Here is a 21,053-nt window from a genome sequence, read left to right as displayed (position 1 = left end):
AAATGTCAGACAAATCATCAACGCCCCGCCAAAGTGGCGGCCGCCGGTCTTCACAATGAAGGTAAGGGCGCTATCAGATCGCCTTGGCGTGCAGCGCGCCGCGATAGGAATCGCGCAGATAGCCAAGCGTGGCGTCGGCGTCGGCCGGTTTGCCGAACAGATAACCCTGTCCGCCGGCGCAGCCGAACTGGACGAGGCGGTCGGCCTGCGCTTCCTCCTCGATGCCCTCGGCCACGACATCCATGCCGAGCCCCTCGCACATGGCAAGGATGGCGCGGATGATATGCTCGGAAGGCCTGTCGTCGAGGATGGAGGAGACGAAGGCGCGGTCGATCTTTAGCTTGTCGAAATGGAACTCGCGCAAGCGTCCGAGCGACGACTGGCCGGTGCCGAAGTCGTCGAGCGAGACGCGGATGCCGACGCGCCGCAGATCCTCGACGATCTTCTCGGCCGAGGCCGGATCGTTCATCAGGCCGGTTTCGGTGATCTCGATCTCCAGCCTGCGCGGATCGAAGCCTGTGCGATCGAGGATCGCCAGGATGTGCAGCCCGGTGTTCTGGTCGACGAGCTGCGAGGGCGACAGGTTGAAGGACAGGAACAGATCCTTCGGCCAACTGCGCGCCGCCTCGGTCGCCTTGCGCAGCACCAGCTGCGACAGCGGGCCGATGATGCCGCGTTCCTCGGCGATCGGGATGAAGACGGATGGCGGCACGACGCCCAGGTCGCGGTCTGTCCAGCGCGCCAGGGTTTCGAAGCCAACGGTGCGGCGGCTATTCAAGTCTACGATCGGCTGGAAATGCGGCTCGACCTCGCCGGCCGATACGGCGCGGCGCAGCGCCTGCTCGATGCGGGTGACGCGCTTGGCCGCCTCCTCCATCTCGCGGCTGTAGACGACGACCCGGCCGCGGCCCGAACGCTTGGCGTGGTAGAGCGCCGTTTCGGCCTTGTTGACGAGGATCTCGGTGGTCTCGTCGCCGGAATAGAAGAGCGAGCAGCCGACCGAGGCCGAAAGCCTGGCGGTGCGTTCGCCGACATCATAGGGCGCCGACAATATCTCGATCAGCATGCGCGACTTCTCGGCCGCCTGCTCCTCCGAGAACACCATGGGATAGAGATAGGCGAACTCGTCGGCGCCGATGCGGCAGACGGTGGAATAGCCATCCATCGAGGCGCGCAGCCGCATCGCCACCTGGATCAGGATGTCATCGCCGGCCTTGTGGCCGAACAGGTCGTTGATCGGCTTGAAGCCGTCGAGGTCGAGGATGCCGACGGTGAAGGGCGCGGGATCGTCGGCGCGGTCGCTGATCAGGCGATCGACCTTATCGAAGAAGCGACGATGGTTGCCGAGCCCGGTCAACGAATCGGTCAAGGCCAGATCCGTGTTTTCCCTGCCTGGCTGACCCGGGCCAAACGTCGTTTGCATTATGCCTCTGTTCTGATTTCGGTACTTGCGGCCAGACTGGCAGCAAAGCGTTTAGGAAAAGTATCGGAAGATCGTTTTTCCGTCGTCCAGAAATTGCTTGCACCACCGGCGGCGGTTCAGCTTTGGGACAAGGAACGGCGGCCCGCTCCCAAATATTCGTTCATGCGTAATTGCTAATGTAACATCCAATATTCTTCCGAAGCTTCGTTTCCAGTTGTGCGATCGCAAGCGGCAAACCGCTTTCAGCTTGCTTTTTCGCCGGCTTGCCTGACACGATAAAGCTCGATCGGGCCGCCCTTCCCGCCGACCGGTTCGAGCCAGTCCGGCACGCTGCCGCGCAGCAGGCCGGCAAGAAAGCCCTGCGGCGCCTTTTGGGTCAGGATCTGGCTCTCGACATTGCCGGGACAGACGGCGACGAGGCCGATATGATGCGCCTCGACGATCCGCCTCGCGTCATCGGCCGAGCCGAGAAAGGCGTCCAACGCCAGGAGATTGCCAGCGACGTTGCGGTGATAGGGACCGGCGAAGACGCGGTGGCCGCTGTAAGCGAGGACCGGCGCTCCGAGATTGGAGATCGTCAGCACGGTGGCGCCAGTCATGCCGGCGAGCGGAGCGAAGGTGGCCTTCTTCTGGCAATTCCTGTCCGAGGCGCCGTCATCGAGGGCAGCCCGGCTTTTGTCGAACGCCACCGAGGCCGCGGCGGCGACGCCGGTCCATACCGGGTTGATCGAGACCAGCCAGACAGCCGCAAGGCGCAGCGCCACGCCAAGCGAAGAGTTGGTTCCAGCCCGCGCCCGCCACCTCGCGATCCAGGCCGACAGCGGGATGACCGCGAAGGCGATCGAGAAGGTGGTGCCGCGCACCTGCCAGGCCCCGACCACGAAGGCGACGGCAAGCAATGCGGCGACCAGGATGTCCTGCCGCCGCCAGCCGCCTCGGCGCAAGCGCTGCGCCATCAGGACGATCGCGACCAGCGGCGTCGCGTAACGCGCCGCCACGCGCGCCGGCTCGTGCACAAGCAGCGTGAACAGCGACTGGGCCTCGTCGATATGGTCGAGCCACAGTTCCTTGAGGCGCGGATCGAGGTTGGCGTAGGGGGCGGCGAGGCATTGCGGGAACAGCATCGCGACGACCATGCCAAGGATGATGCCCAGCGCAGCAAGCGACGCCAGCCTGCGCCGCCAGCTGCCGGCGGAGGGTTCGACGGAGGCGATTGCCGCCAGCCCCACGCCGGCGATCGCCGCGACGGCGAATTGCACGACCGAGAAGGCGTCGCACTGCGCCGCGCCCCACGCGGATGGCGGGATGGTCGCGACGAAGACAAGCGCCGAGACGCCTGCGAAGCCGAGGCCGAAATCCCGGGCGACCGCGCGCTGGCCGGCCGCATCGGCGACGAACAGCAGCGCCACGCAAACGCCGATGGCGGCGACATAAGGCACGGTTTCCATGCCGACGGCTAGCGTCAGCGCGGCGCAGAGACCAGACAGCAGCGCGGCCCAGCGCCGAGCGGGCGCCTCGAGCAGCAAAGCGAGGCTCGCCATGGTGAGCATCAGCTGGACGTTGTGGTGGTCGAGCGCGCCGGGATCGTAGATGCCGACGAAATAATAGCCGGCGCCGCCGATCAGGATAGCAGGCAGCACCGCGCCGCCTCCGCCGAAGGCGCGCGCGGCGCGGCCGGTGAAGAAAAGCGTCGACCAAAGCAGCAGCGCGGGCCACAGCACCTGCGCCACGTCCTCGGCGTGCGGCCTGCTGCCGGTGAGCACAGACGCGGCAAGGATGATGGCGGCGATCGGCGCGTCGACCAGCCTCGACCAGTGCATGACGAAGCCGCCCTCCAGCCCCATGCGATACTGGTGCAGGTCGAACCAGCCCTGGCCGGCAAGAAGGTCGCGGACCTCGATAAGGCGCAGCAGGTTGTCGTTGTCGCCGCCCGCATTGGTCAGTTGGCCAAAGCCTGCACACGCATCGACGGCCAGCGCGAGCAGGGTCGCAAGCAGCGCCAGCGCGAGGTCGGACTTCCAGGTGGCGGCGCCATTCTCGGCTGTGACCATTGCCGTGGCCTTAAAAGGGAGAGGATCGGCTTAAACCTAGCCTTAACGGCTTCAATAAATAGTAAAGCGGCTCGATGGGGCCGGCATGGGACGGCCGGAGGCTGGGTGTCGGGCGCCGGAGATCGACATGCCGCATGCAGTCCGCCACGAGCCGGTCATCGCCGTGCTCCTGCCTTGTTACAACGAGGAGCTCACGATCGGTGAGGTCGTGCGGCGCTTCCGAGAGGCGCTGCCTTCGGCCGAGATCTATGTCTACGACAACAATTCCAAGGATCTCACGGCGCTGAAAGCCCGCGCGGCCGGCGCAATCGTCGTGCGCGAGCCGCGCCAGGGCAAGGGCAATGTGGTGCGGCGCATGTTCGCCGACATCGATGCGGACATCTATGTGATGGCCGACGGCGACGGCACTTACGCGCCGGAAGATGCCCCCCAACTGATCAACGTATTGCGGACCGAGCGCTCCGACATGGTGGTGGGCACCAGGCGCGGCGTCACCGACGATGCCGGCCGCAACGGCCACGCCCTCGGCAACCGCATCTTCAACCGGCTCTACAAGGGTCTGTTCGGCTCCGATTTCACCGATATCTTCTCCGGTTACCGGGTCTTTTCCCGCCGCTTCGTCAAGAGCTTCCCGGCCGTGTCCGGCGGCTTCGAGATCGAGACGGAGATGTCGGTGCATGCTTCGCAGCTCAAACTGCCGGTGAGCGAGATGGCGCTCGATTACGGCCGCCGGCCGGAGGGCTCGTCGTCGAAACTGTCGACCTTCCGTGACGGCGCCAGGATTCTATGGATGTTCGCCATGCTGGTGAAGGAGACGCAACCGCTGCGCTTCTTCGGCACCTTCGCTCTGTTCTTCCTGGCGGCAAGCATCGGCCTGATGATCCCGGTGCTGGTCGAATTCGCCGAGACGGGGCTGGTGCCGCGCATGCCGACCTGGGTGCTGTCGATCGGCATGCTGCTTCTGTCGATGCTCGCCATGATGAGCGGGCTCATCCTCGATTCGGTGTCGCGCGGGCGGGCCGAGCAGAAGCGGATCTTCTACCTGTCGATTTCCTCCGGCCGCGCCGAGCGCCCGGCATCCGGGCAGGCCTTGCCGAAGAGCGAGCCGGGCAAGGCCCCACGGGCGGCATAGGGGCGGCATGGTGGGCCGCCTTTTCCGCTTCGCCCTTGCCGGCGGCATCGGCTTTCTCGCCGACGCGGCGGCGCTCTGGCTGCTGCTTTCCACCACGCCGCTCGGCCCGCTCTTAGCGCGCGTTCTGTCGATCGGCTTCGCCCTAGGCGTCACCTGGCAGATCAACCGCCATCTGACTTTCACGCCATCGAGCCGGGGCATCGCGCGGGAAGGCGCGCGCTATGGCGGCGTCGGCATCGCCACCAGCATCGTCAATTACCTGGTCTATTGCGCCATGCTGTTCGCGCTGCCAGGGCTGCCCCCGCTGGCGGCGCTCGCCATCGCCTCGATCGTCGCCATGACCCTGTCCTTCCTCGGATATTCGCGCCTGGTCTTCGACCGGTAGAGCTCCTGCACCAAGCAAGCAAGATTGGCAGACGCCATCGAGTTCCGTATATCGACGGCAGCCAGGATCGCCGGAGACCGAAATGCCGCTCAACATCGCCGTCCAGATGGACCATGTCTCCACCGTGTCGATTTCGGGCGACACGAGCTTCGCGCTGTCGCTGGAAGCGCAGCGACGCGGCCACAAGCTCTTCCACTACACGCCCGACCGGCTGTCCATGCGCGACGGCAAGGTGTTCGCGCGCATCGAGGAAATGCAGGTGCGCGACGAGAAGGGCAACCACTATTCGCTGGGCGACAAGGTGCGCACCGACCTCTCGGAGATGGACGTCATCCTGCTGCGGCAGGACCCGCCCTTCGACATGAACTACATCACCACCACGCACATTCTGGAGCGCCTCCATCCGAAGACGCTTGTGGTCAACGACCCGGCATGGGTGCGCAACAGCCCGGAAAAGATCTTCGTCACCGAATTCCCGGACCTGATGCCGGAGACGCTGATCACCAAGGACCCCCAGGAAGTCGCCGCCTTCCGCAAGGAGTTCGGCGACATCATCGTCAAGCCGCTCTACGGCAATGGCGGCGCAGGCATCTTCCATCTGCACGAGGCCGACCGCAACCTCGCCTCGCTGCTCGAGATGTTCGGCCAGCTGTTCCGCGAGCCCTATATCGTGCAGCGCTACCTGAAGGACGTGCGCAAGGGCGACAAGCGCATCATCCTGATCGACGGCGAGCCGGTGGGCGCGATCAACCGCGTGCCGGCCGAGCACGATTCGCGCTCCAACATGCATGTCGGCGGCCGCGCCGAGAAAACCGAGCTGACGGAGCGCGAGCGCGAAATCTGCGCGCGCATCGGGCCTTCCCTGAGAGAACGCGGCTTCATCCTTGTCGGCATCGACGTGATCGGCGACTACATGACCGAGATCAACGTCACCTCGCCGACCGGCGTGCGCGAGGTCAAACGTTTCGGCGGCGCCGATATCGCCAGCCTGTTCTGGGACTGCGTGGAGGGAAAGCGGCGTTAGGTCGGGACCACGTTTCGAGAACTCGCGGCCGCGTCGCTTGTTCCTGTAATGTTCTTGCCTCGGCCAGGAATCTATGGTTGTGTGGACCGATCTCGCTCGCGGCCCGATCGCAAGACCGCGAGCTGGCCGGTATACGGGGGGCTTGAGACAGATGGTGGCGCGGGTTCGCACCGTCGCTTTCCAGGGCATCGAGGCCGTGCCGGTCGATGTCCAGGTGATGGTAGCACCGGGCAAGGTCGGCATGCAGATCGTCGGGCTGCCGGACAAGGCGGTGGCCGAGAGCCGCGAGCGGGTACAGGCGGCGCTGCATGCATCGGGCCTGTCGATGCCATCGAAGAAGGTGACGGTGAACCTCGCGCCGGCCGATCTTCCCAAGGAAGGCAGCCATTACGACCTGCCGATCGCGCTCGGCCTGATGGCGGCCCTCGGTGCCATTCCGGGCGACATGCTCAATGGCTATGTCGTGCTCGGTGAACTGTCGCTCGACGGCACCATCGCGGCGGTGGCCGGCGCGCTGCCGGCGGCGATCGGCGCCAATGCCGAAGGCAAGGGCCTGATCTGCCCCTTCGCCTGCGGACCGGAGGCAGCCTGGGCCGGCAAGGATTTCGACATTCTCGCGCCGCGCAGCCTGATCGCCGTCGCCAACCATTTCCGCGGCACGCAGGTGCTGTCGCGGCCCGAGGCCGGCATCCAGCTCGCGGCGCGAGACCTGCCGGACCTCGCCGACATCAAGGGCCAGGAAAGCGCCAAGCGGGCGCTGGAGGTGGCGGCGGCCGGCGGGCACAACCTGCTGATGGTCGGACCTCCGGGTTCGGGCAAATCGATGCTGGCACAGCGCCTGCCGTCGATCCTGCCGCCACTGGCGCCCAAGGAACTGCTGGAAGTGTCGATGATCGCCTCCGTTGCCGGCGAGCTCGGCGAAGGCAAGCTGACGGACCGGCGGCCGTTCCGCGCCCCGCATCACTCGGCCTCGATGGCGGCGATGGTGGGCGGCGGGCTGCGCGCTCGTCCGGGCGAGGTGTCGCTCGCCCATCATGGCGTGCTGTTCCTCGACGAGCTGCCGGAGTTCACGCCGCAGACGCTGGATGCGCTGCGCCAACCGCTGGAAACCGGCGACTGCATGATCGCGCGCGCCAACCACCGCGTCACCTATCCGGCGCGCATCCAGCTGGTGGCGGCGATGAATCCGTGCCGCTGCGGCATGTCGGGCGAGCCGGGCTTTCGCTGCCTGCGCGGCGATCGCTGCCGCACCGAATACCAGGCGCGCATCTCCGGCCCGCTGCTCGACCGCATCGACCTTCGGATCGAGGTGCCGGCGGTTTCGGCGAGCGACCTCATCCGGCCGGACAAGGCGGAGACCAGTTCGGCGGTGGCGCAGCGCGTGGCGCGGGCGCGCACTATCCAGCGCGAGCGGCTGGAAAGGTTGGGTGCCGCCGCCACCACCAACGCGCATTGTCCGCCTTCGATCATCGAGGAGATCGCCAGGCCCGACGCCGCCGGGCTGACATTGCTCAAGGATGCCAGCGAGAAGCTTGCCTTCTCGGCGCGGGCCTATCATCGCGTGCTGAAAGTGGCGCGCACGCTGGCCGACCTCGACGCCAGCGAGACCGTCGGCCGCATCCATCTCGCCGAGGCGATCTCCTATCGGATGAGCGCGGAGCGGATGGCGCAGGCGGCCTAGACAGCAACTCGGGGAGCGGGAACCGCCTCTATCCCGCCCGGTCCCTCGCCTTCAGTTCCAGCCGGCGCGCATGCAGCACGGGTTCGGTATAGCCGTTGGGCTGGACACGGCCCTTGAACACCAGGTCGCAGGCGGCCTGGAAGGCGATGGACGCGTCGAAGTCCGGCGCCATCGGCCGGTAGAGCGGATCGCCTTCGTTCTGGCGGTCGACCACCGCCGCCATCCGCTTCATGGTTTCCATCACCTGATCGGGCGTGCAGACCTCGTGGCGCAGCCAGTTGGCGATGTGCTGCGAGGAGATGCGCAAAGTGGCGCGGTCCTCCATCAGGCCGACGTCGTGGATGTCCGGCACCTTGGAGCAGCCGACGCCCTGGTCGATCCAGCGCACCACATAACCCAGGATGCCTTGCGCGTTGTTGTCGAGCTCGGCCTGGATGTCGGCCGCGCTCCAGTTCGGCCGCACCGCGACCGGGACCGACAGGATGTCGTCGAGCTTGGCCTTCGGCCGGCTCTTCAGCGCCGCCTGCACGGCATGCACGTCGACCTTGTGATAATGCGTGACATGCAGCGTGGCGGCCGTCGGCGACGGCACCCAGGCGGTGTTGGCGCCAGCCTTGGGATGCGCGATCTTCTCAACCAGCATTGCCGCCATCAGGTCCGGCATCGCCCACATGCCCTTGCCGATCTGGGCGTGGCCGGCCAGCCCGCATTCGAGCCCGGTATCGACGTTCCACGCCTCGTAGGCCGAGATCCAGGCGGCCTGCTTCATGTCGCCCTTGCGGATCATCGGGCCGGCTTCCATCGAGGTGTGGATCTCGTCGCCGGTGCGGTCGAGGAAGCCGGTGTTGATGAACACCACGCGCTCCCTGGCGGCGCGGATCGCTTCCTTGAGGTTGACGGTGGTGCGCCGCTCCTCGTCCATGATGCCCATCTTGATGGTGTTTTTCGCCATGCCGAGCAGCGCCTCGACGCGGTCGAAGATCTCCACGGCGAAGGCGACTTCCTCCGGCCCGTGCATCTTCGGCTTCACCACATACATCGAGCCGGCGCGGGAATTGGCGCGGCGGCCGTTCTCGCCGACATCGTGCAGCGCGATCAGCGCGGTGAGCGCCGCATCCATGATGCCTTCCGGCACCTCATGGCCGTCGCGGTCGGTGATCGCCGGATTGGTCATCAGGTGGCCGACATTGCGCACCAGCATCAGCGAGCGTCCCGGCAAAAGCAGCTGGCCGCCATTGGGCGCCGTGTAGCGGCGATCGGGGTTGAGCTTGCGGGTAAAGGTCTTGCCGCCCTTGGTGATCTCTTCCGCCAGGTCACCCTTCATGAGACCCAGCCAGTTGCGGTAGACGACGACCTTGTCCTCGGCATCGACCGCGGCCACCGAATCCTCGCAGTCCTGGATGGTGGTCAAAGCCGATTCAAGGATGACGTCGGCAATGCCGGCCGGGTCGGTCCTGCCGATCTGGTTGGCGCGGTCGATCACGATCTCGATATGCAGGCCGTTCCTGACCAGAAGCACGGCTTCGGGATTGGCGGCATCGCCGCGATAGCCGGCGAACTGTTTCGGGTCGGCAAGCGTGGTGGCGCCGGCGCCCTCGCCGGCCTTCAGCGCGCCGTTCTCGACCGAGAGGCCGTTGACGCCGGCCCATTTGCCTGATGTCAGCGGCACGGACTGGTCGAGGAAATCCTTCGCCCAGGCAATCACCCTGGCGCCGCGAACCGGATTGAACCCCTTGCCCTTCTCGGCGCCTCCCGTCTCGGGAATGGCGTCGGTGCCGTAGAGCGCGTCATAGAGCGAGCCCCAGCGGGCATTGGCGGCGTTGAGCGCATAGCGCGCGTTCATCACCGGCACGACAAGCTGTGGCCCGGCGACGACGGCGATCTCGGGATCGACATGCTGTGTCGAAACGCTGAAGGCCGGACCTTCCGGCATCAGATAGCCGATCTCCTTCAGGAAGCCCTTGTAAGCCTCCATGTCGCGCGGCGCGCCGTTTTCGCGGTACCAGTCGTCGAGCTTCTCCTGCATGGCGTCGCGCTTGGCGAGCAGCGCGCGGTTCTTCGGCGCGAGGTCGTGGACGATCGCCGAAAAGCCCTCCCAGAATTTCTCCGGGTCGATGCCGGTACCGGGCGCGGCCTCTTCCGCCACGAAGTCATGGAGCTCCCGGGCAATCCGCAACCCGGCGATCTCGATGCGGTCGGTCATCAGCACGTCTCCAGATAGGTAGGCTTTGCCGGCCCTTTGGCATGTTGAGGGGCAAGGGTCAATTCGGCTTAGGGTGAAGGCTCCGCGCGGCTTTCCCTTCTCCCCTTGTGGGGGAAGGGAAAGCCGCGCTTATACCGCAATCCGCGGCCGTCCAGATGCCACCGCCACCACATGCGCCTCTATGAACATGCGCTGACCCTCGATGGTCGAGACCTTGAACTCGGTGGAGACGTCGATCTCGGCGTTGTCGGTGCCGGCGTCCCTGGCGCGCTCGGCCGCGATCGCGCGCACATCGGCTTCAGCCGCCGCGACCGCCTTTTCCTCCTCGGTGAAGTCGCGCACCGTCTGGCCCGAGGCGAGGCGGAACAGGCCCTCCTTGGGCTGGCTGACGCGGGCTTCGGCCGAAACGCGCACTTGGCCGACCACGGCGCCGAGCGCATTGGCGACATCGGTGTCTTCCGGCACGATGCAGCCATTGCCGATCAGCGGCGGCAGACCGGCATAATGCAGCGGCGCCGACGCGCCGAGGCCGATGACCGGACGGTCGAGCGCGACGGTGAAACGCGCGATGCCGGGATGGCCATCGACCGCGCGCTGCACCAGCGCGTGCGCGACGGTCGCGGCGCCGTCCAGCCCGTCCTCGGCGAAGGCGGTTTCGAGGATGTATTCGGCCGACCAGCGGGTCAGCGTGACCAGCACCCGCTCGGCCAGCGCTTCCGGCGTCGCGGCGATCACCTGGCCGCGGCCGTCGCGACGCCGGGCGAAAAGCTCGGCGCCGAGGCGGGCGGCGGCGGCGTCCCAGTTCGCCTGCTTTCCCACGACATGGGCGGCATCGGACGGGGTGAAGCCCGAGATGTGGACGAGCCCGCGCGCGACCAGCCGGTTCAGCGTGGCGTTCTGGGCGTTGGAGGTCAGCAGCCTGTCGAGCGCCAGCGGCACGGCGCCGATCGCCTCGTAGAGCTTGGCTTCCGGCGCGGTGAGGCCGGCGGCGAGCCGGTCCGGCACGCCGGTGCGCAAGGCGAAGCGCCCGTCCATGCGGCCGGGGTTCGGCGCGCGCAGCTGGCGCTCCAGTTCCGATGTCACGGCCTCGCCATGCATCATGCCGGCCAGCGCCAGCGGCACCAGGCGGCGGGGCCCTAGCAGGATCTTCGGGTCGAGCGCGCCGTCTTCCAGCGTGACTTCGGAATCGCCGCCGAGGCCGAAGGTGCGCATGGCGACCGCCTCCACCATGGTGCGGAAGCCGCCGACGGTAGCGCCTTCCGGATCGAGCCGCGGGCGGCCGCCATCGAGCACGGCGACGTCGGTGGTGGTGCCGCCGATGTCCGACACCATGGCGTCGTCGAGCCCGGTCATGTGGCGGGCGCCGACGAGGCTGGCGGCGGGGCCGGAGAGGATGGTCTCGATCGGCCGCTGCCGGGCGAAGGCGGCCGACACCAGCGCGCCATCGCCGCGCACCACCATCAGCGGTGCCGCGATGCCGCGCCTGGCGAGGAAACCCTCCGTCGCCGCGACCAGCCGGTCGATCATCGAGATCAGCCTTGCGTTGAGCAATGTGGTGAGCGCCCGGCGCGGGCCGCCGAGCTTGGCCGACAGTTCATGGCTGGCGGTGACCGGCAGGCCGGTCTTCTCGCGGATCAGGTCGCGGGCGGCGAGCTCATGCGCCGGATTGCGGGTGGCGAAATAGGCGCAGACGGCGAAGCCCGACACCGAACGAGCAAGCTCCGGGAGTGCCGCCTCGAGACCGGAGAGGTCGAGCTTCGCCGCATTGCCGTGCACGTCATGGCCGCCGGGGCAGAACACCACCGGGTCGGTGCCAAGCGCGGTCTTGAGACCATCGCGGGCAAGATCGGCCTCGGAAAAGCCGATCATGACCAGCGCCACGCGCCCGCCCTGACCCTCGACCAGCGCGTTGGTGGCCAAAGTGGTGGACATCGAGACGAGCTTTATCGCGGCGGGGTCTGTGCCGGCCTTTTCCAGCACCGCATCGACCGCGCCGGAAATGCCGACGGCGAGATCGTGGCGCGTGGTCAGCGACTTGGCCTTCGCCAGCACCTTGCCTTTGCCCGGCTTATCCTGGGGGCCGCCCTCCTCCGACCACAGCACCGCATCGGTATAGGTGCCGCCGGTGTCGATGCCGAGGAAGAGAGGTGTTGGCTTGGCGGTCATTGGGGCGGCGGTCCGGGCAAAGAAGCTTGTCGCCTGCCCCTTAGCCGATACCGGCTGGCGGATAAAGGCGGGAGGGGTGGGCCAGTGGGGTCTGCCGATCTTCCCCTTTGTGGGGGAGATGGCGGCAGGCCACAAGGGCGTTGTCCCGCCAGCGTTGCGCACTTGGTTCCTCGCCCCCGCCAAAGGCGGGGGAGAGGAACGTCGAGCCTGCCAGCGCAGAGTTCCTTCGCGCCCCTCAGCCCTGCCGGGCATCTCCCCCATGAGGGGGAAGATCGGCAGCTCCGCTGTCGGCGCCTGCGAGAACTACGCGGCAGCACGGCGCCCAAAAGTTTCGCCGCAGAGAGAAAAGGCCGGCGCCGCCTACTTCGCCGTGACGGTGCCCTTCATCGAGCTGTGGATGGCGCAATGGAAGGGGTGCGCGCCGGCGGTCGTGATCTTGACCTTGGCGCTCTTGCCCTTGGCGAGTTGGCCGGTGTCGAACGCGCCGTCGAGCGCGGTGGCGGTGTGCGTCATCGGATCGGCGTTGGTGAAGGTGATGGTGTCGCCGACGGCGACGCTGACTTTCGAGGGGTTGAATTTCATCCCCTTGATCTGCACCGCGTGATTGGCGGCGTAGGCGGGCATGGCCAGGGCAAGCAGGGCAAGAACGAGCATGGTGCGCATGACGGATATCCTCCTGAGCGCGAAACCTCATGCTTAACTAACGCGGGCACGGCGTTTTTCATCCCACGAACCCAACTCTTTTATGCGAACCATCGCAGAACGGCTTGTTGGCCGAGTGGCCGCAGCGGCAGAGGAACACCTTGGTGGTGCGTGCGATGGTGTGGCCGGTACCGGTGACGATCTCGGCATTGCCCTCGACCTTGAGCGGGCCGTTGGCGGTGGGCGTGACCTTCAGCGGGCCATCCCTCGCGTCCAGCACCTGCGCTTCCTTCAGCGGCGGCTCGCCGGTGGCGGTGAAGCCGGCCTTGATGTGACTGTTGTCGCAGAACGGCTTGTTCTTGGATTCTCCACATCGGCAGAGCGTGGCGCGGAACAAGGTCTCCTCGCCCAGCACGATCTCGGCATGCACCGCAAGCGGGCCGTTTTCCCTGACCCGCACGGTGTTGACCACCGGCGGCTTCTCCTGCGGCCCGCCGTCCTTGCGGTTGTAGGTGATGGCGCCCGACGGGCAGTTCTGCGCCAGCGCCACGACCTGCTCGACGCTCGCCGCTTCCGGATGGATCCACTCGCCCGGCGCGTTGGGCACGAAGACATTCGGGTTGCCCAGCACGCAATTGCGCGAATGGATGCAGCGCTTGCCGTTGAAACCGACGTCGATCTTCTCGCCTTCGACCGTGCCTGCCATTTGGGTGGGCTCTCCTGTTTGGGTGGAGACAAGGCTTAGGGCGGCGGCGAGCCGGGCGTCAAGCTGGCAGCCGTCTCCTTCTCCCCTTGTGGGAGAAGGGGAACGCGCCCACCTACTCCGCCAGGTCGACCGTCTCGGTCGAATGCTCCGTGCAGATGAAGCAGCAGGTGTCGCAGGGCTGGTCGTTGTCGGGGCCGACGCCGGCGAAGACGGAATCGTTGCCGTCCACCCAGGCGCCCCAGCAGATATGCTCGCCCGGCTCGCAGGAGATCGGCACGGACTTCTTCGCCTTCGGCCGGATGAGGAACACCTTGTCGCCGCCCGGCCAGACTTTCTGGCTGTCGCGGCTGAACAATTCCAGCGCGACGCCGTCCGAGCGCTGGTTGCGCACGTAGACCGACATGTCGGCGGCGAAGGCCGGCGAGGTGAGGAGTAAGGCGGCGAGCAGAGCGCGAATCATGGCGAGGTCCCCGCCGGGAGTAGAGCACGGGTGGGGAAGCCGCGCGACCTCCCCTTCTCCCCTTGTGGGAGAAGGAGTAGCCCTACCTCCGCACCACCACATGCGGCGCGAATTTCTTCACCGCATCCACCAGATCCTCCCCGCGTACGTCGAGCGAGGAGATTTCCATGTGCACGGTGGTCTTGCCGAACGGCATCAGGCCGAAGACGTTGGCGGAGGAATATTTTATTTCGTCGGGCGGCTCCCCGGTGAGCTCGAAATTGAGCATCGCCGCGCCCTTGCCGCCGGCGGCGAGCCGCACGCTTTTCACCTTGCTCCACGGCACCAGCACGTCGCCCGCGCGACTATCGCGGAAGCCCTGGCTGTTCAGCGTCACCTTGACCGAGGTGTCGAATGCGCCGCGGGCGATGAAAGCACCGAGCCCCAGGCAGGCGGCGCCGAGCAGCGCGATCCACAACACATGCCCGCCATCCGCGCCCGAAGCCACGCCCTGCAGCGCGCCGAAGCCGAAAATGCCGCCGATCAGGAACGGCCCGAGCGCGGGCAGGATCTTTCCCGACGGGCTGTTGCGGATTTCGAGCGGGGCGGGCATCGCCTACCCGCTCACCGTCCGGCTTTGAGCAGCGTCCAGATCCAGCCGATGAAGGTAAGGACCAGGAACGGGTAGCCGAGCGCCGGCAGCGGCGCCGAGGTGGGCAGCAGCGGCGCGCCCCACAGGATCATGAACACCGAGACGGCGAAGAGCACGGCGGCGACAAAAGCCGTGAGCCGCATCCACAGCGCGAAGGTGGCCGGCGCGCTGACCATGACCAGCCCCGCAGCCCACAGCGCAATGCCGCCGGCATAGGAAGGCACGCTTGCCTGCAGCCCCGCCGCATTGCCGGCCAGAAGCAGGCTTTCGCCGGCCATGAAAGTGAGGAAGCCGGCCGCGACGAGGTCATTGCCCAGCCGCTGGTATTTCATGGTGAGGAGCGCTGCCGCGACGACGATGCCCACGCCGTCGATGGTCCACAGCGTCTCGCGCAGCGCGTCACCGGCAACGAACGTGCCCGCCATGCCCAGCGCGCCGCCTATGGCGAGCCCGATCGCGGCGACGGTGTCTAAGGTGGAGCGCATGTGATGTCTCCCCAAGCCGGGGAGAGGATACGCCCATATAGGGGGATGGTGAAGGTGGGCCCATGCCAAGGCTGGCAGCGCACACAATCAAATTAGCGATGTCGAAGCTGGTGGAGCCAGAATAAGCAGCGAAGCTTGACGGCCCGCTACGAGTCATTCTTTTTGATCGGCGGGCAGCCGTCATCTGAGTTAATCGATTGTTAACACTATAATTAGTGTTTGATGCTATCTATTGACGCACTATCATGTGCACAGAAGGCGAATCGCCTCGCTCGGATCAGGAGCGAGGCGATTCAGAAGTGGCCCGGTATCTCAGCAGGATAGAGAGGCGGATTGCTAATCCGCATGTCGGGAGTTCGAACCTCCTCCGGGCCACCACCAACCAATAAGTCAAGCAGTAATTAGATAGAAAATCGAATCATTTTCGATTCGCCATCTGCGTCGGAGTGTACGACAATGTCTAGACATTGCCAAGACATTGTCGTGGAGTCGTCATGGCGGTTGCCGATGGGAATATCCAGTTCTCGATTGCTCTGCCTCTGCAGGCAATCGAGATGTTAAAGGGCCTAGAGCCACTTGGCCTCTACGGACGGAACCGTGCCGACATCGCCAGAAATCTAATTCTGGACAGCCTAAAGCAATTGGTCAGAGACGGCGTGGTGGCAGCACCCACAGCTGCCCCAAAACAGAACGACATGTAGGTCCTTCTATTCCTACTTCTTGTCGACTTGGACGACAGACCCAACCGGCCGCGACGAGGTCATTGTCGCGCCGCTGATATTCATCGTCAAGCAGCGCAGCAGCCAAGACGACGCCACGCCGTCGATGGTCCACAGCCCTCGCGCAGCGTTGCTGGCAACACACGTGCCCGCCATACCAAGCAGGCCGCCAATGGCGAGGCCCATCGCGGCGATGGTATCCGAGGTGGAGCCCATGTGGTGTCTCTCCCCAAGCCGGTCAGAGGATACAACGTCGATGTCGGATATAAAAGTGTAGCCGGTGTCTAAAAGAGAGTGAATCCGTCGACGCGAAGCGGATGCCGCCGTTTGATCGATTCGATTTGGTTATGTACGGACGCGCCATCAGGCGCGCAGCCAATACCGCCTATTGTATAACATAATGAAAAGGAGTTGAATTCGAGAGCCTTTATTCCGTTCTGACCGTCACGAATTATGCGACGCATACAGCCGCGTCGCATAACAAGAAATCCCCCAGTGACAGCTTGCGATTTTTCATAGTGAGAATAGAATATGGCCGCCAACAAAGGATTGGCGTGGAAAGTGATCACGAGGGCAGCCGGTAGACCGGACCGGTCTTTCGGCTCCATAGATCGGGGCTCAGTCGTTCGGGATTGAGCCCCCCCTTTTTTCGGAAGTAATGCTTTGTATGTTGCTATCGGTGTTTCTTCCGTTCTCAGATTTGCGATCACTCACTGTGCCGGGCTTCTCTTATCTCGACAAGCCCAGTTGGCCGTTTCCCAGTCCCGGTACCGACTACGTCAGAGGAATGGGATCGATCCATCGTAGAAAGAAGCGTGGCTTTGCTGGCTGGGTTGGCGAAGATAGAATAGCTGTTGGGGGTAAGGCGTTTAAAATAACGCTCCCTCGCCTATGCAGAAGCGAATACGCAGATTATCAAATCGGACTTGTTAGAAAGTCATGTTACTTTGACGGCGCTGCAAATGGTAGATTTGAGATTGTATTTCGAGTTGGCAGAGCTGCTGGCGGAGTAGTTTCCTATCTTGACAACGACGAATTGAATACAATTTTGAGGTTTATTTCCGAAGTTCCGGTGAAGTCGAAGCTTGAGTCGTATTCCGGTAAACTTAAAGATTCCTCAGATCTAGTTGGCAGCATTTGGGCGAGAGCCACTGTGAAAAATGGTCATGCACCTCATGCTCAAGCGGTCTTTTGCTCAAACCCTCTATTTGTTTTCGAAACCGAGACGCCAGTTTTTGGCTGGGATAGGCGGCGACGTGGATTGGGTGGCCATTTTAATCGATCTATTGTTGAGCCGATTAACTTTGGCAACTCAGAGGTCTTTGTTATATTCCCGCGTTTCGACGTGTACAGAAAAAATATGTACAGATATGAGAGAGCTTTATTCCGGTCTGAGTCCAGGTATGTAAGAACATACTTCTTCAGACTCAAACAGAACATAGACTCTGTTTGCAAGATGCTTTATTCTAAGGAAATTGACATCGACAGTGACGGCGTACAACATGTGTTCAATGAGTACACTAGGCAAATACTACGTTTAAAGAATGGCCTTATGGGTCGCGATGAGGGCGCCTTGGTGGAATATTGCTATTCAATATTCGAGGCTGTTTTTCCCGGGCGAATATCCTCAATACACAGTAAGCTGCTATCCAGCAAAATGCGACCTACGGTCAAAAGAAAACTGATCGAATTGCTCGACCTCTCTCAAAGAGAGGCTTCAGCTATAAATCGGAGTATACGGATGGAGACGATCATGGGCGATAAGTATGAGAACGTAAATATTTCAGGCCAGGGCGTTGCTATTGGACGTGGCGCGTCAGCTTCGGTGAGTCATAGCCACAATACTCTGCATTCGAATGAAGACCTTGCGGATGCATTGTCCGCGTTTGCCAAGCACCTACGCGGGCTCCAGGACCGCGACGATGCCGAGCTTGAAGCTACCCTAATTGACGTAGCTGCTCAGAAGGCAAAGGATGGTGATCCCTCAGGAGCTACTGCCGTTCTTCGCAAGTCCGCCGCTTGGGTGCTAGATCTCGGGAAATCTGTGGGAGGCGCAGTCCTTACCGCATTTCTGAAGTCTTACATGGGGTTGGGCTAGGCGAACCAAATAAGTGATGCTCCCGTTGTATTTTCGGACGCAGTTTTCTCAATCTCCCATCTTCAGCGCCTGGATGAACGCCTCCTGCGGGATATCCACCTTGCCGAACTGGCGCATCCGCTTCTTGCCCTCTTTCTGCTTGTCGAGCAGCTTGCGCTTGCGGGTCACGTCGCCGCCGTAGCATTTGGCGGTGACGTCCTTGCGGAGCGCCGAGACGGTCTCGCGGGCGATGATGCGGCCGCCGATGGCCGCCTGGATCGGGATCTTGAAGAGATGCTGCGGGATCAGCTCCTTCAGCTTCTCGCACATCTGGCGGCCGCGCTTTTCGGCCGCCGAGCGGTGCACCAGCATGGATAGCGCGTCGACCGGCTCGTCATTGACCAGGATCGACATCTTGACCAGGTCGCCCTCGCGATAGTCGGTCAAATGATAGTCGAAGGAGGCGTAGCCCTTGGAGATCGACTTCAGCCGGTCGTAGAAGTCGAACACCACCTCGTTGAGCGGCAGATCGTAAGTCAGCATGGCGCGCTTGCCGACATAGGAGAGATCGGCCTGGATGCCGCGCCTGTCCTGGCAGAGCTTGAGGATGCCGCCGAGATAGTCGTCGGGGGTGAGGATGGTGGCGCGGATCCACGGCTCCTCGATCGAGGCGATCTTGACCACGTCGGGCATGTCGGCCGGGTTGTGCAGCTCCTTCACCGTGCCGTCATTGAGGTTCATGCGGTAGACGACGCTGGGCGCGGTGGCGATGAGGTCGAGGTTGAACTCGCGCTCCAGCCGCTCCTGGATGATTTCCAGGTGCAAAAGGCCGAGGAAGCCGCAGCGGAAGCCGAAGCCGAGCGCGGCGGAGGTTTCCATCTCGTAGGAGAAGCTGGCGTCGTTGAGGCGCAGCTTGCCCACGGCGGCGCGCAGATCCTCGAAATCGGCGGCGTCGACCGGGAACAGGCCGCAGAACACCACCGGCTGCGCCGGCTTGAAGCCGGGCAGGGCCTGCGCGGTCGGGCGCTTGTCCTCGGTGATGGTGTCGCCGACGCGGGTGTCGGCCACTTCCTTGATGGAGCCGGTGAAGAAGCCGAACTCGCCGGGGCCGAGCTCGTCGACATTGACGCGGGCCGGCGTGAAGACGCCGGTGCGCTCGACGAGGTATTTGGCGCCGGTGCCCATCATGCGGATGGTCTGGCCCTTCTTGAGTACGCCGTCGATGATGCGAACCAGCACGATGACGCCGAGATAGGCGTCGTACCAGCTATCGACCAGCATGGCCTTGAGCGGCGCCTTGATGTCGCCCTCGCGCGGCGGCGGCAGGTCGTTGACGATCGCCTCCAGCACCTCCGGCACGCCAAGGCCGGTCTTGGCCGAGATCAGCACGGCCTTGGAGGCGTCGATGCCGATCACCTCCTCGACCTGCTCGCGGATGCGCTCGGGCTCGGCCGCCGGCAGGTCGACCTTGTTCAGCACCACGACGATCTCGTGGTTGTTGTCGATGGCCTGGTAGACATTGGCCAGCGTCTGCGCCTCAACGCCTTGGCTAGCGTCGACCACCAGCAGCGAGCCCTCGCAGGCGGCCAGAGAGCGCGACACCTCGTAGGCGAAGTCGACGTGGCCGGGCGTGTCGATGAGGTTGAGGATATAGTCCTCGCCGTTCCTGGCGCGGTATTTCAGCCGCACCGTCTGCGCCTTGATGGTGATGCCGCGCTCGCGCTCGATGTCCATCGAGTCCAGCACCTGCTCCTTCATGTCGCGCTCCTCCAGCCCGCCGGTGAGCTGGATCAGCCGGTCGGCAAGCGTGGATTTGCCATGGTCGATATGGGCGACGATGGAGAAATTGCGGATGTGGTCGAGGGGCGTCGTCATGCGCCGCGCTTTAGCAGGGGCGGGGTTGAGGGGCAAGCGGGACGCTTTTTCCCGCTTCTTCCCTGGCGGCTGAAGCGACGATCACGCGGCGCTCACGGAAAATTCAAATGCGCTTAAACATTCATGCACCGCTGTAGGGCACGCTTCGCGCCCTGATGGCAAACCAGCTCGATGCCGCGACGACGAAGGCCCGCGAAATGTCCCACGATGCCTCAAAGTTCAGCCCGGCCGGGACGGCGAGGCGTTTCCTTGCCGGCCGCGACGGCTCGATGATGCCGATGATGGTGCTGTTGACGATCCCGCTGCTGGCGGCGGTCGGCTTTTCCGTCGACTACACCTCGGCGGTGACGACGCGCGGCGACATGCAGAACGCGCTGGACGCCGCGATCATATCGATCACCACGCTGCCCACCACGACCAGTTTTTCCGACCGCCAGACGGCGCTGCAGCAGGCCTATGCCGCCAATGCCGGCCAAGGCACGGCGACGCTGACGGGCGTCAATGTCGACACGTTCGGCACGGCGACCTTCACCGCCACGGCGAGCTACCCGATGCCCACCACCTTCATGCAGATCGCGCGCATCGATTCGGTGCAGGTCGGCGTCGGCTCCTCGGTGCGCAAGACGCCGGCGCTGGTGCAGACCACCTTCAAGGTGACGAAGGTGTCGGGCTACTGGGGCAAGACCATGACACTGTGGGGCACCAGGTTCGGCCAGACCGCCGCCCAGAAGCTGATGACGATCAGCTACAGCTATAATGGCTATGGCGACCCGAAGGGCTACGGAACCACCACGGTCAGCACCGTCAACGGGTCCACCTCCACCGTGGTGCAGAAGCAGGTGTGCACGACCAGCACGGTGAAGAACTTCAACAACCTGCCGACAGGGGCCATCACGCAGACCAGCGGCAGCAAGAAATATGTGACGACCTGCGCCGACACGTTCTATCCCGCCAACAGCGCCGGCGCGGTGGTCGACGTGAGCCAGATGGACCAGCTCTATCTCGAGATGGACGTGCCCTCCGGCAATCCTACGGTGCTCAAGTCCAACGATCCTAACACCTCGAACCGGCTCTATATCGGCACCAGCACCACCAACATGCCGGAGGTAGCGACCGGCCAGACGGTCGACATCTTTACCGCCGTGCCCTGCGGCACGACCGGCTACCAGGCCTGGGAGGACGGCGGCAATTCGGTGCCAGCCGATGTCAGCAACGCCGACTTCTTCTACACCGTGCAGGGCAAGTGCGACTACAACCAGCGCCCGTCCAACACGGTGCTGACCCAGTAGCAGCGGCCTCTCCTCCCCTCCCTTGTGAGAACGCGCGCCGATCACAAACCGGTGAAGCTGTAACGAATCCTCGCGCCTTGGCGAAATGGGAGCATGACCCCACA

The 21,053-nt window shown here is 64.2% G+C and carries 19 protein-coding genes and 1 tRNA gene; 9 read left to right on the top strand and 11 right to left on the bottom strand.

Features of this window, described 5'->3' with window-relative positions; all coding sequences use genetic code 11:
- Positions 1-73 precede the first annotated feature (73 nt).
- Positions 74-1,423, bottom strand: coding sequence for a putative bifunctional diguanylate cyclase/phosphodiesterase (locus ACR64R_RS22635; RefSeq protein WP_487358489.1), 1,350 nt, complete (start codon positions 1,421-1,423; stop codon positions 74-76).
- Between ACR64R_RS22635 and ACR64R_RS22630 the strand changes: the two genes are divergently transcribed.
- Entirely contained in the window at positions 1,337-1,600 is a 264-nt protein-coding gene (locus ACR64R_RS22630; protein WP_487362591.1) for a hypothetical protein, read from the top strand. The genes ACR64R_RS22635 and ACR64R_RS22630 overlap by 87 nt on opposite strands.
- Positions 1,601-1,665: 65 nt before the next feature.
- On the opposite strand, the gene ACR64R_RS22625 is transcribed toward ACR64R_RS22630, so the two are convergent.
- Positions 1,666-3,474 (bottom strand): GtrA family protein, encoded by a 1,809-nt coding sequence (locus ACR64R_RS22625; protein ID WP_487358488.1) that lies wholly within the window; start codon positions 3,472-3,474, stop codon positions 1,666-1,668.
- A gap of 127 nt (positions 3,475-3,601) precedes the next feature.
- Between ACR64R_RS22625 and ACR64R_RS22620 the strand changes: the two genes are divergently transcribed.
- From ACR64R_RS22620 to ACR64R_RS22605, 4 genes are all read left to right on the top strand, one after another.
- Complete coding sequence (locus tag ACR64R_RS22620) at positions 3,602-4,606, top strand: glycosyltransferase (RefSeq protein WP_487358487.1); 1,005 nt, start codon at positions 3,602-3,604, stop codon at positions 4,604-4,606.
- Between the two features lie 7 nt (positions 4,607-4,613).
- Entirely contained in the window at positions 4,614-4,991 is a 378-nt protein-coding gene (locus tag ACR64R_RS22615; RefSeq protein ID WP_487358486.1) for a GtrA family protein, read from the top strand.
- Positions 4,992-5,073: 82 nt separating this feature from the next.
- The gene (gshB, locus tag ACR64R_RS22610; protein WP_487358485.1) at positions 5,074-6,015 is read left to right on the top strand and encodes a glutathione synthase; all 942 of its coding nucleotides are present in this window, start codon (positions 5,074-5,076) and stop codon (positions 6,013-6,015) included.
- Between the two features lie 151 nt (positions 6,016-6,166).
- A complete protein-coding gene (locus ACR64R_RS22605) occupies positions 6,167-7,696 on the top strand; it encodes a YifB family Mg chelatase-like AAA ATPase (protein ID WP_487358484.1) in 1,530 nt (509 codons plus the stop codon).
- Positions 7,697-7,724: 28 nt separating this feature from the next.
- On the opposite strand, the gene ACR64R_RS22600 is transcribed toward ACR64R_RS22605, so the two are convergent.
- From ACR64R_RS22600 to ACR64R_RS22570, 7 genes are all read right to left on the bottom strand, one after another.
- Positions 7,725-9,899, bottom strand: a complete 2,175-nt coding sequence (locus ACR64R_RS22600; protein WP_487358483.1) for a malate synthase G — start codon at positions 9,897-9,899, stop codon at positions 7,725-7,727.
- A gap of 129 nt (positions 9,900-10,028) precedes the next feature.
- Positions 10,029-12,065 (bottom strand): hydantoinase/oxoprolinase N-terminal domain-containing protein, encoded by a 2,037-nt coding sequence (locus tag ACR64R_RS22595; RefSeq protein ID WP_487358482.1) that lies wholly within the window; start codon positions 12,063-12,065, stop codon positions 10,029-10,031.
- A gap of 360 nt (positions 12,066-12,425) precedes the next feature.
- Complete coding sequence (locus ACR64R_RS22590; protein ID WP_487358481.1) at positions 12,426-12,728, bottom strand: cupredoxin domain-containing protein; 303 nt, start codon at positions 12,726-12,728, stop codon at positions 12,426-12,428.
- A gap of 58 nt (positions 12,729-12,786) precedes the next feature.
- Positions 12,787-13,413 (bottom strand): CDGSH iron-sulfur domain-containing protein, encoded by a 627-nt coding sequence (locus ACR64R_RS22585; RefSeq protein WP_487358480.1) that lies wholly within the window; start codon positions 13,411-13,413, stop codon positions 12,787-12,789.
- Between the two features lie 112 nt (positions 13,414-13,525).
- Positions 13,526-13,873 carry a hypothetical protein gene (locus tag ACR64R_RS22580; RefSeq protein ID WP_487358479.1) on the bottom strand — a complete coding sequence of 116 codons (348 nt, stop codon included), beginning with the start codon at positions 13,871-13,873 and terminating at the stop codon, positions 13,526-13,528.
- Positions 13,874-13,955: 82 nt separating this feature from the next.
- Complete coding sequence (locus ACR64R_RS22575) at positions 13,956-14,465, bottom strand: hypothetical protein (RefSeq protein ID WP_487358478.1); 510 nt, start codon at positions 14,463-14,465, stop codon at positions 13,956-13,958.
- Between the two features lie 11 nt (positions 14,466-14,476).
- Positions 14,477-14,989 carry a hypothetical protein gene (locus tag ACR64R_RS22570; protein WP_487358477.1) on the bottom strand — a complete coding sequence of 171 codons (513 nt, stop codon included), beginning with the start codon at positions 14,987-14,989 and terminating at the stop codon, positions 14,477-14,479.
- Between the two features lie 301 nt (positions 14,990-15,290).
- On the opposite strand from ACR64R_RS22570, the gene ACR64R_RS22565 reads away from it, so the two are divergent.
- Positions 15,291-15,367: transfer RNA gene (locus ACR64R_RS22565), tRNA-Ser, on the top strand.
- Between the two features lie 116 nt (positions 15,368-15,483).
- Entirely contained in the window at positions 15,484-15,690 is a 207-nt protein-coding gene (locus tag ACR64R_RS22560; protein ID WP_487358476.1) for a hypothetical protein, read from the top strand.
- Between the two features lie 12 nt (positions 15,691-15,702).
- On the opposite strand, the gene ACR64R_RS22555 is transcribed toward ACR64R_RS22560, so the two are convergent.
- Positions 15,703-15,924 (bottom strand): hypothetical protein, encoded by a 222-nt coding sequence (locus ACR64R_RS22555; protein WP_487358475.1) that lies wholly within the window; start codon positions 15,922-15,924, stop codon positions 15,703-15,705.
- A gap of 442 nt (positions 15,925-16,366) precedes the next feature.
- Here ACR64R_RS22555 and ACR64R_RS22550 point away from each other — a divergent pair, with 442 nt between their 5' ends.
- On the top strand, positions 16,367-17,806 hold the full coding sequence (locus ACR64R_RS22550; RefSeq protein ID WP_487358474.1) for a hypothetical protein: 1,440 nt from the start codon (positions 16,367-16,369) through the stop codon (positions 17,804-17,806).
- 48 nt (positions 17,807-17,854) lie between these two features.
- Here the strand turns inward: ACR64R_RS22550 and lepA are convergent, their stop codons facing one another.
- Complete coding sequence (gene lepA, locus ACR64R_RS22545; protein ID WP_487358473.1) at positions 17,855-19,660, bottom strand: translation elongation factor 4; 1,806 nt, start codon at positions 19,658-19,660, stop codon at positions 17,855-17,857.
- Positions 19,661-19,857: 197 nt separating this feature from the next.
- Between lepA and ACR64R_RS22540 the strand changes: the two genes are divergently transcribed.
- Positions 19,858-20,949 carry a TadE/TadG family type IV pilus assembly protein gene (locus tag ACR64R_RS22540; protein WP_487358472.1) on the top strand — a complete coding sequence of 364 codons (1,092 nt, stop codon included), beginning with the start codon at positions 19,858-19,860 and terminating at the stop codon, positions 20,947-20,949.
- Positions 20,950-21,053: the final 104 nt, after the last annotated feature.

It is taken from the genome of Mesorhizobium sp. MC2-1-1 (genome assembly GCF_057597255.1).
The sequence above is the reverse complement of the archived record's forward strand: the minus strand, read 5'-3'. Positions and strand labels throughout refer to the sequence as shown.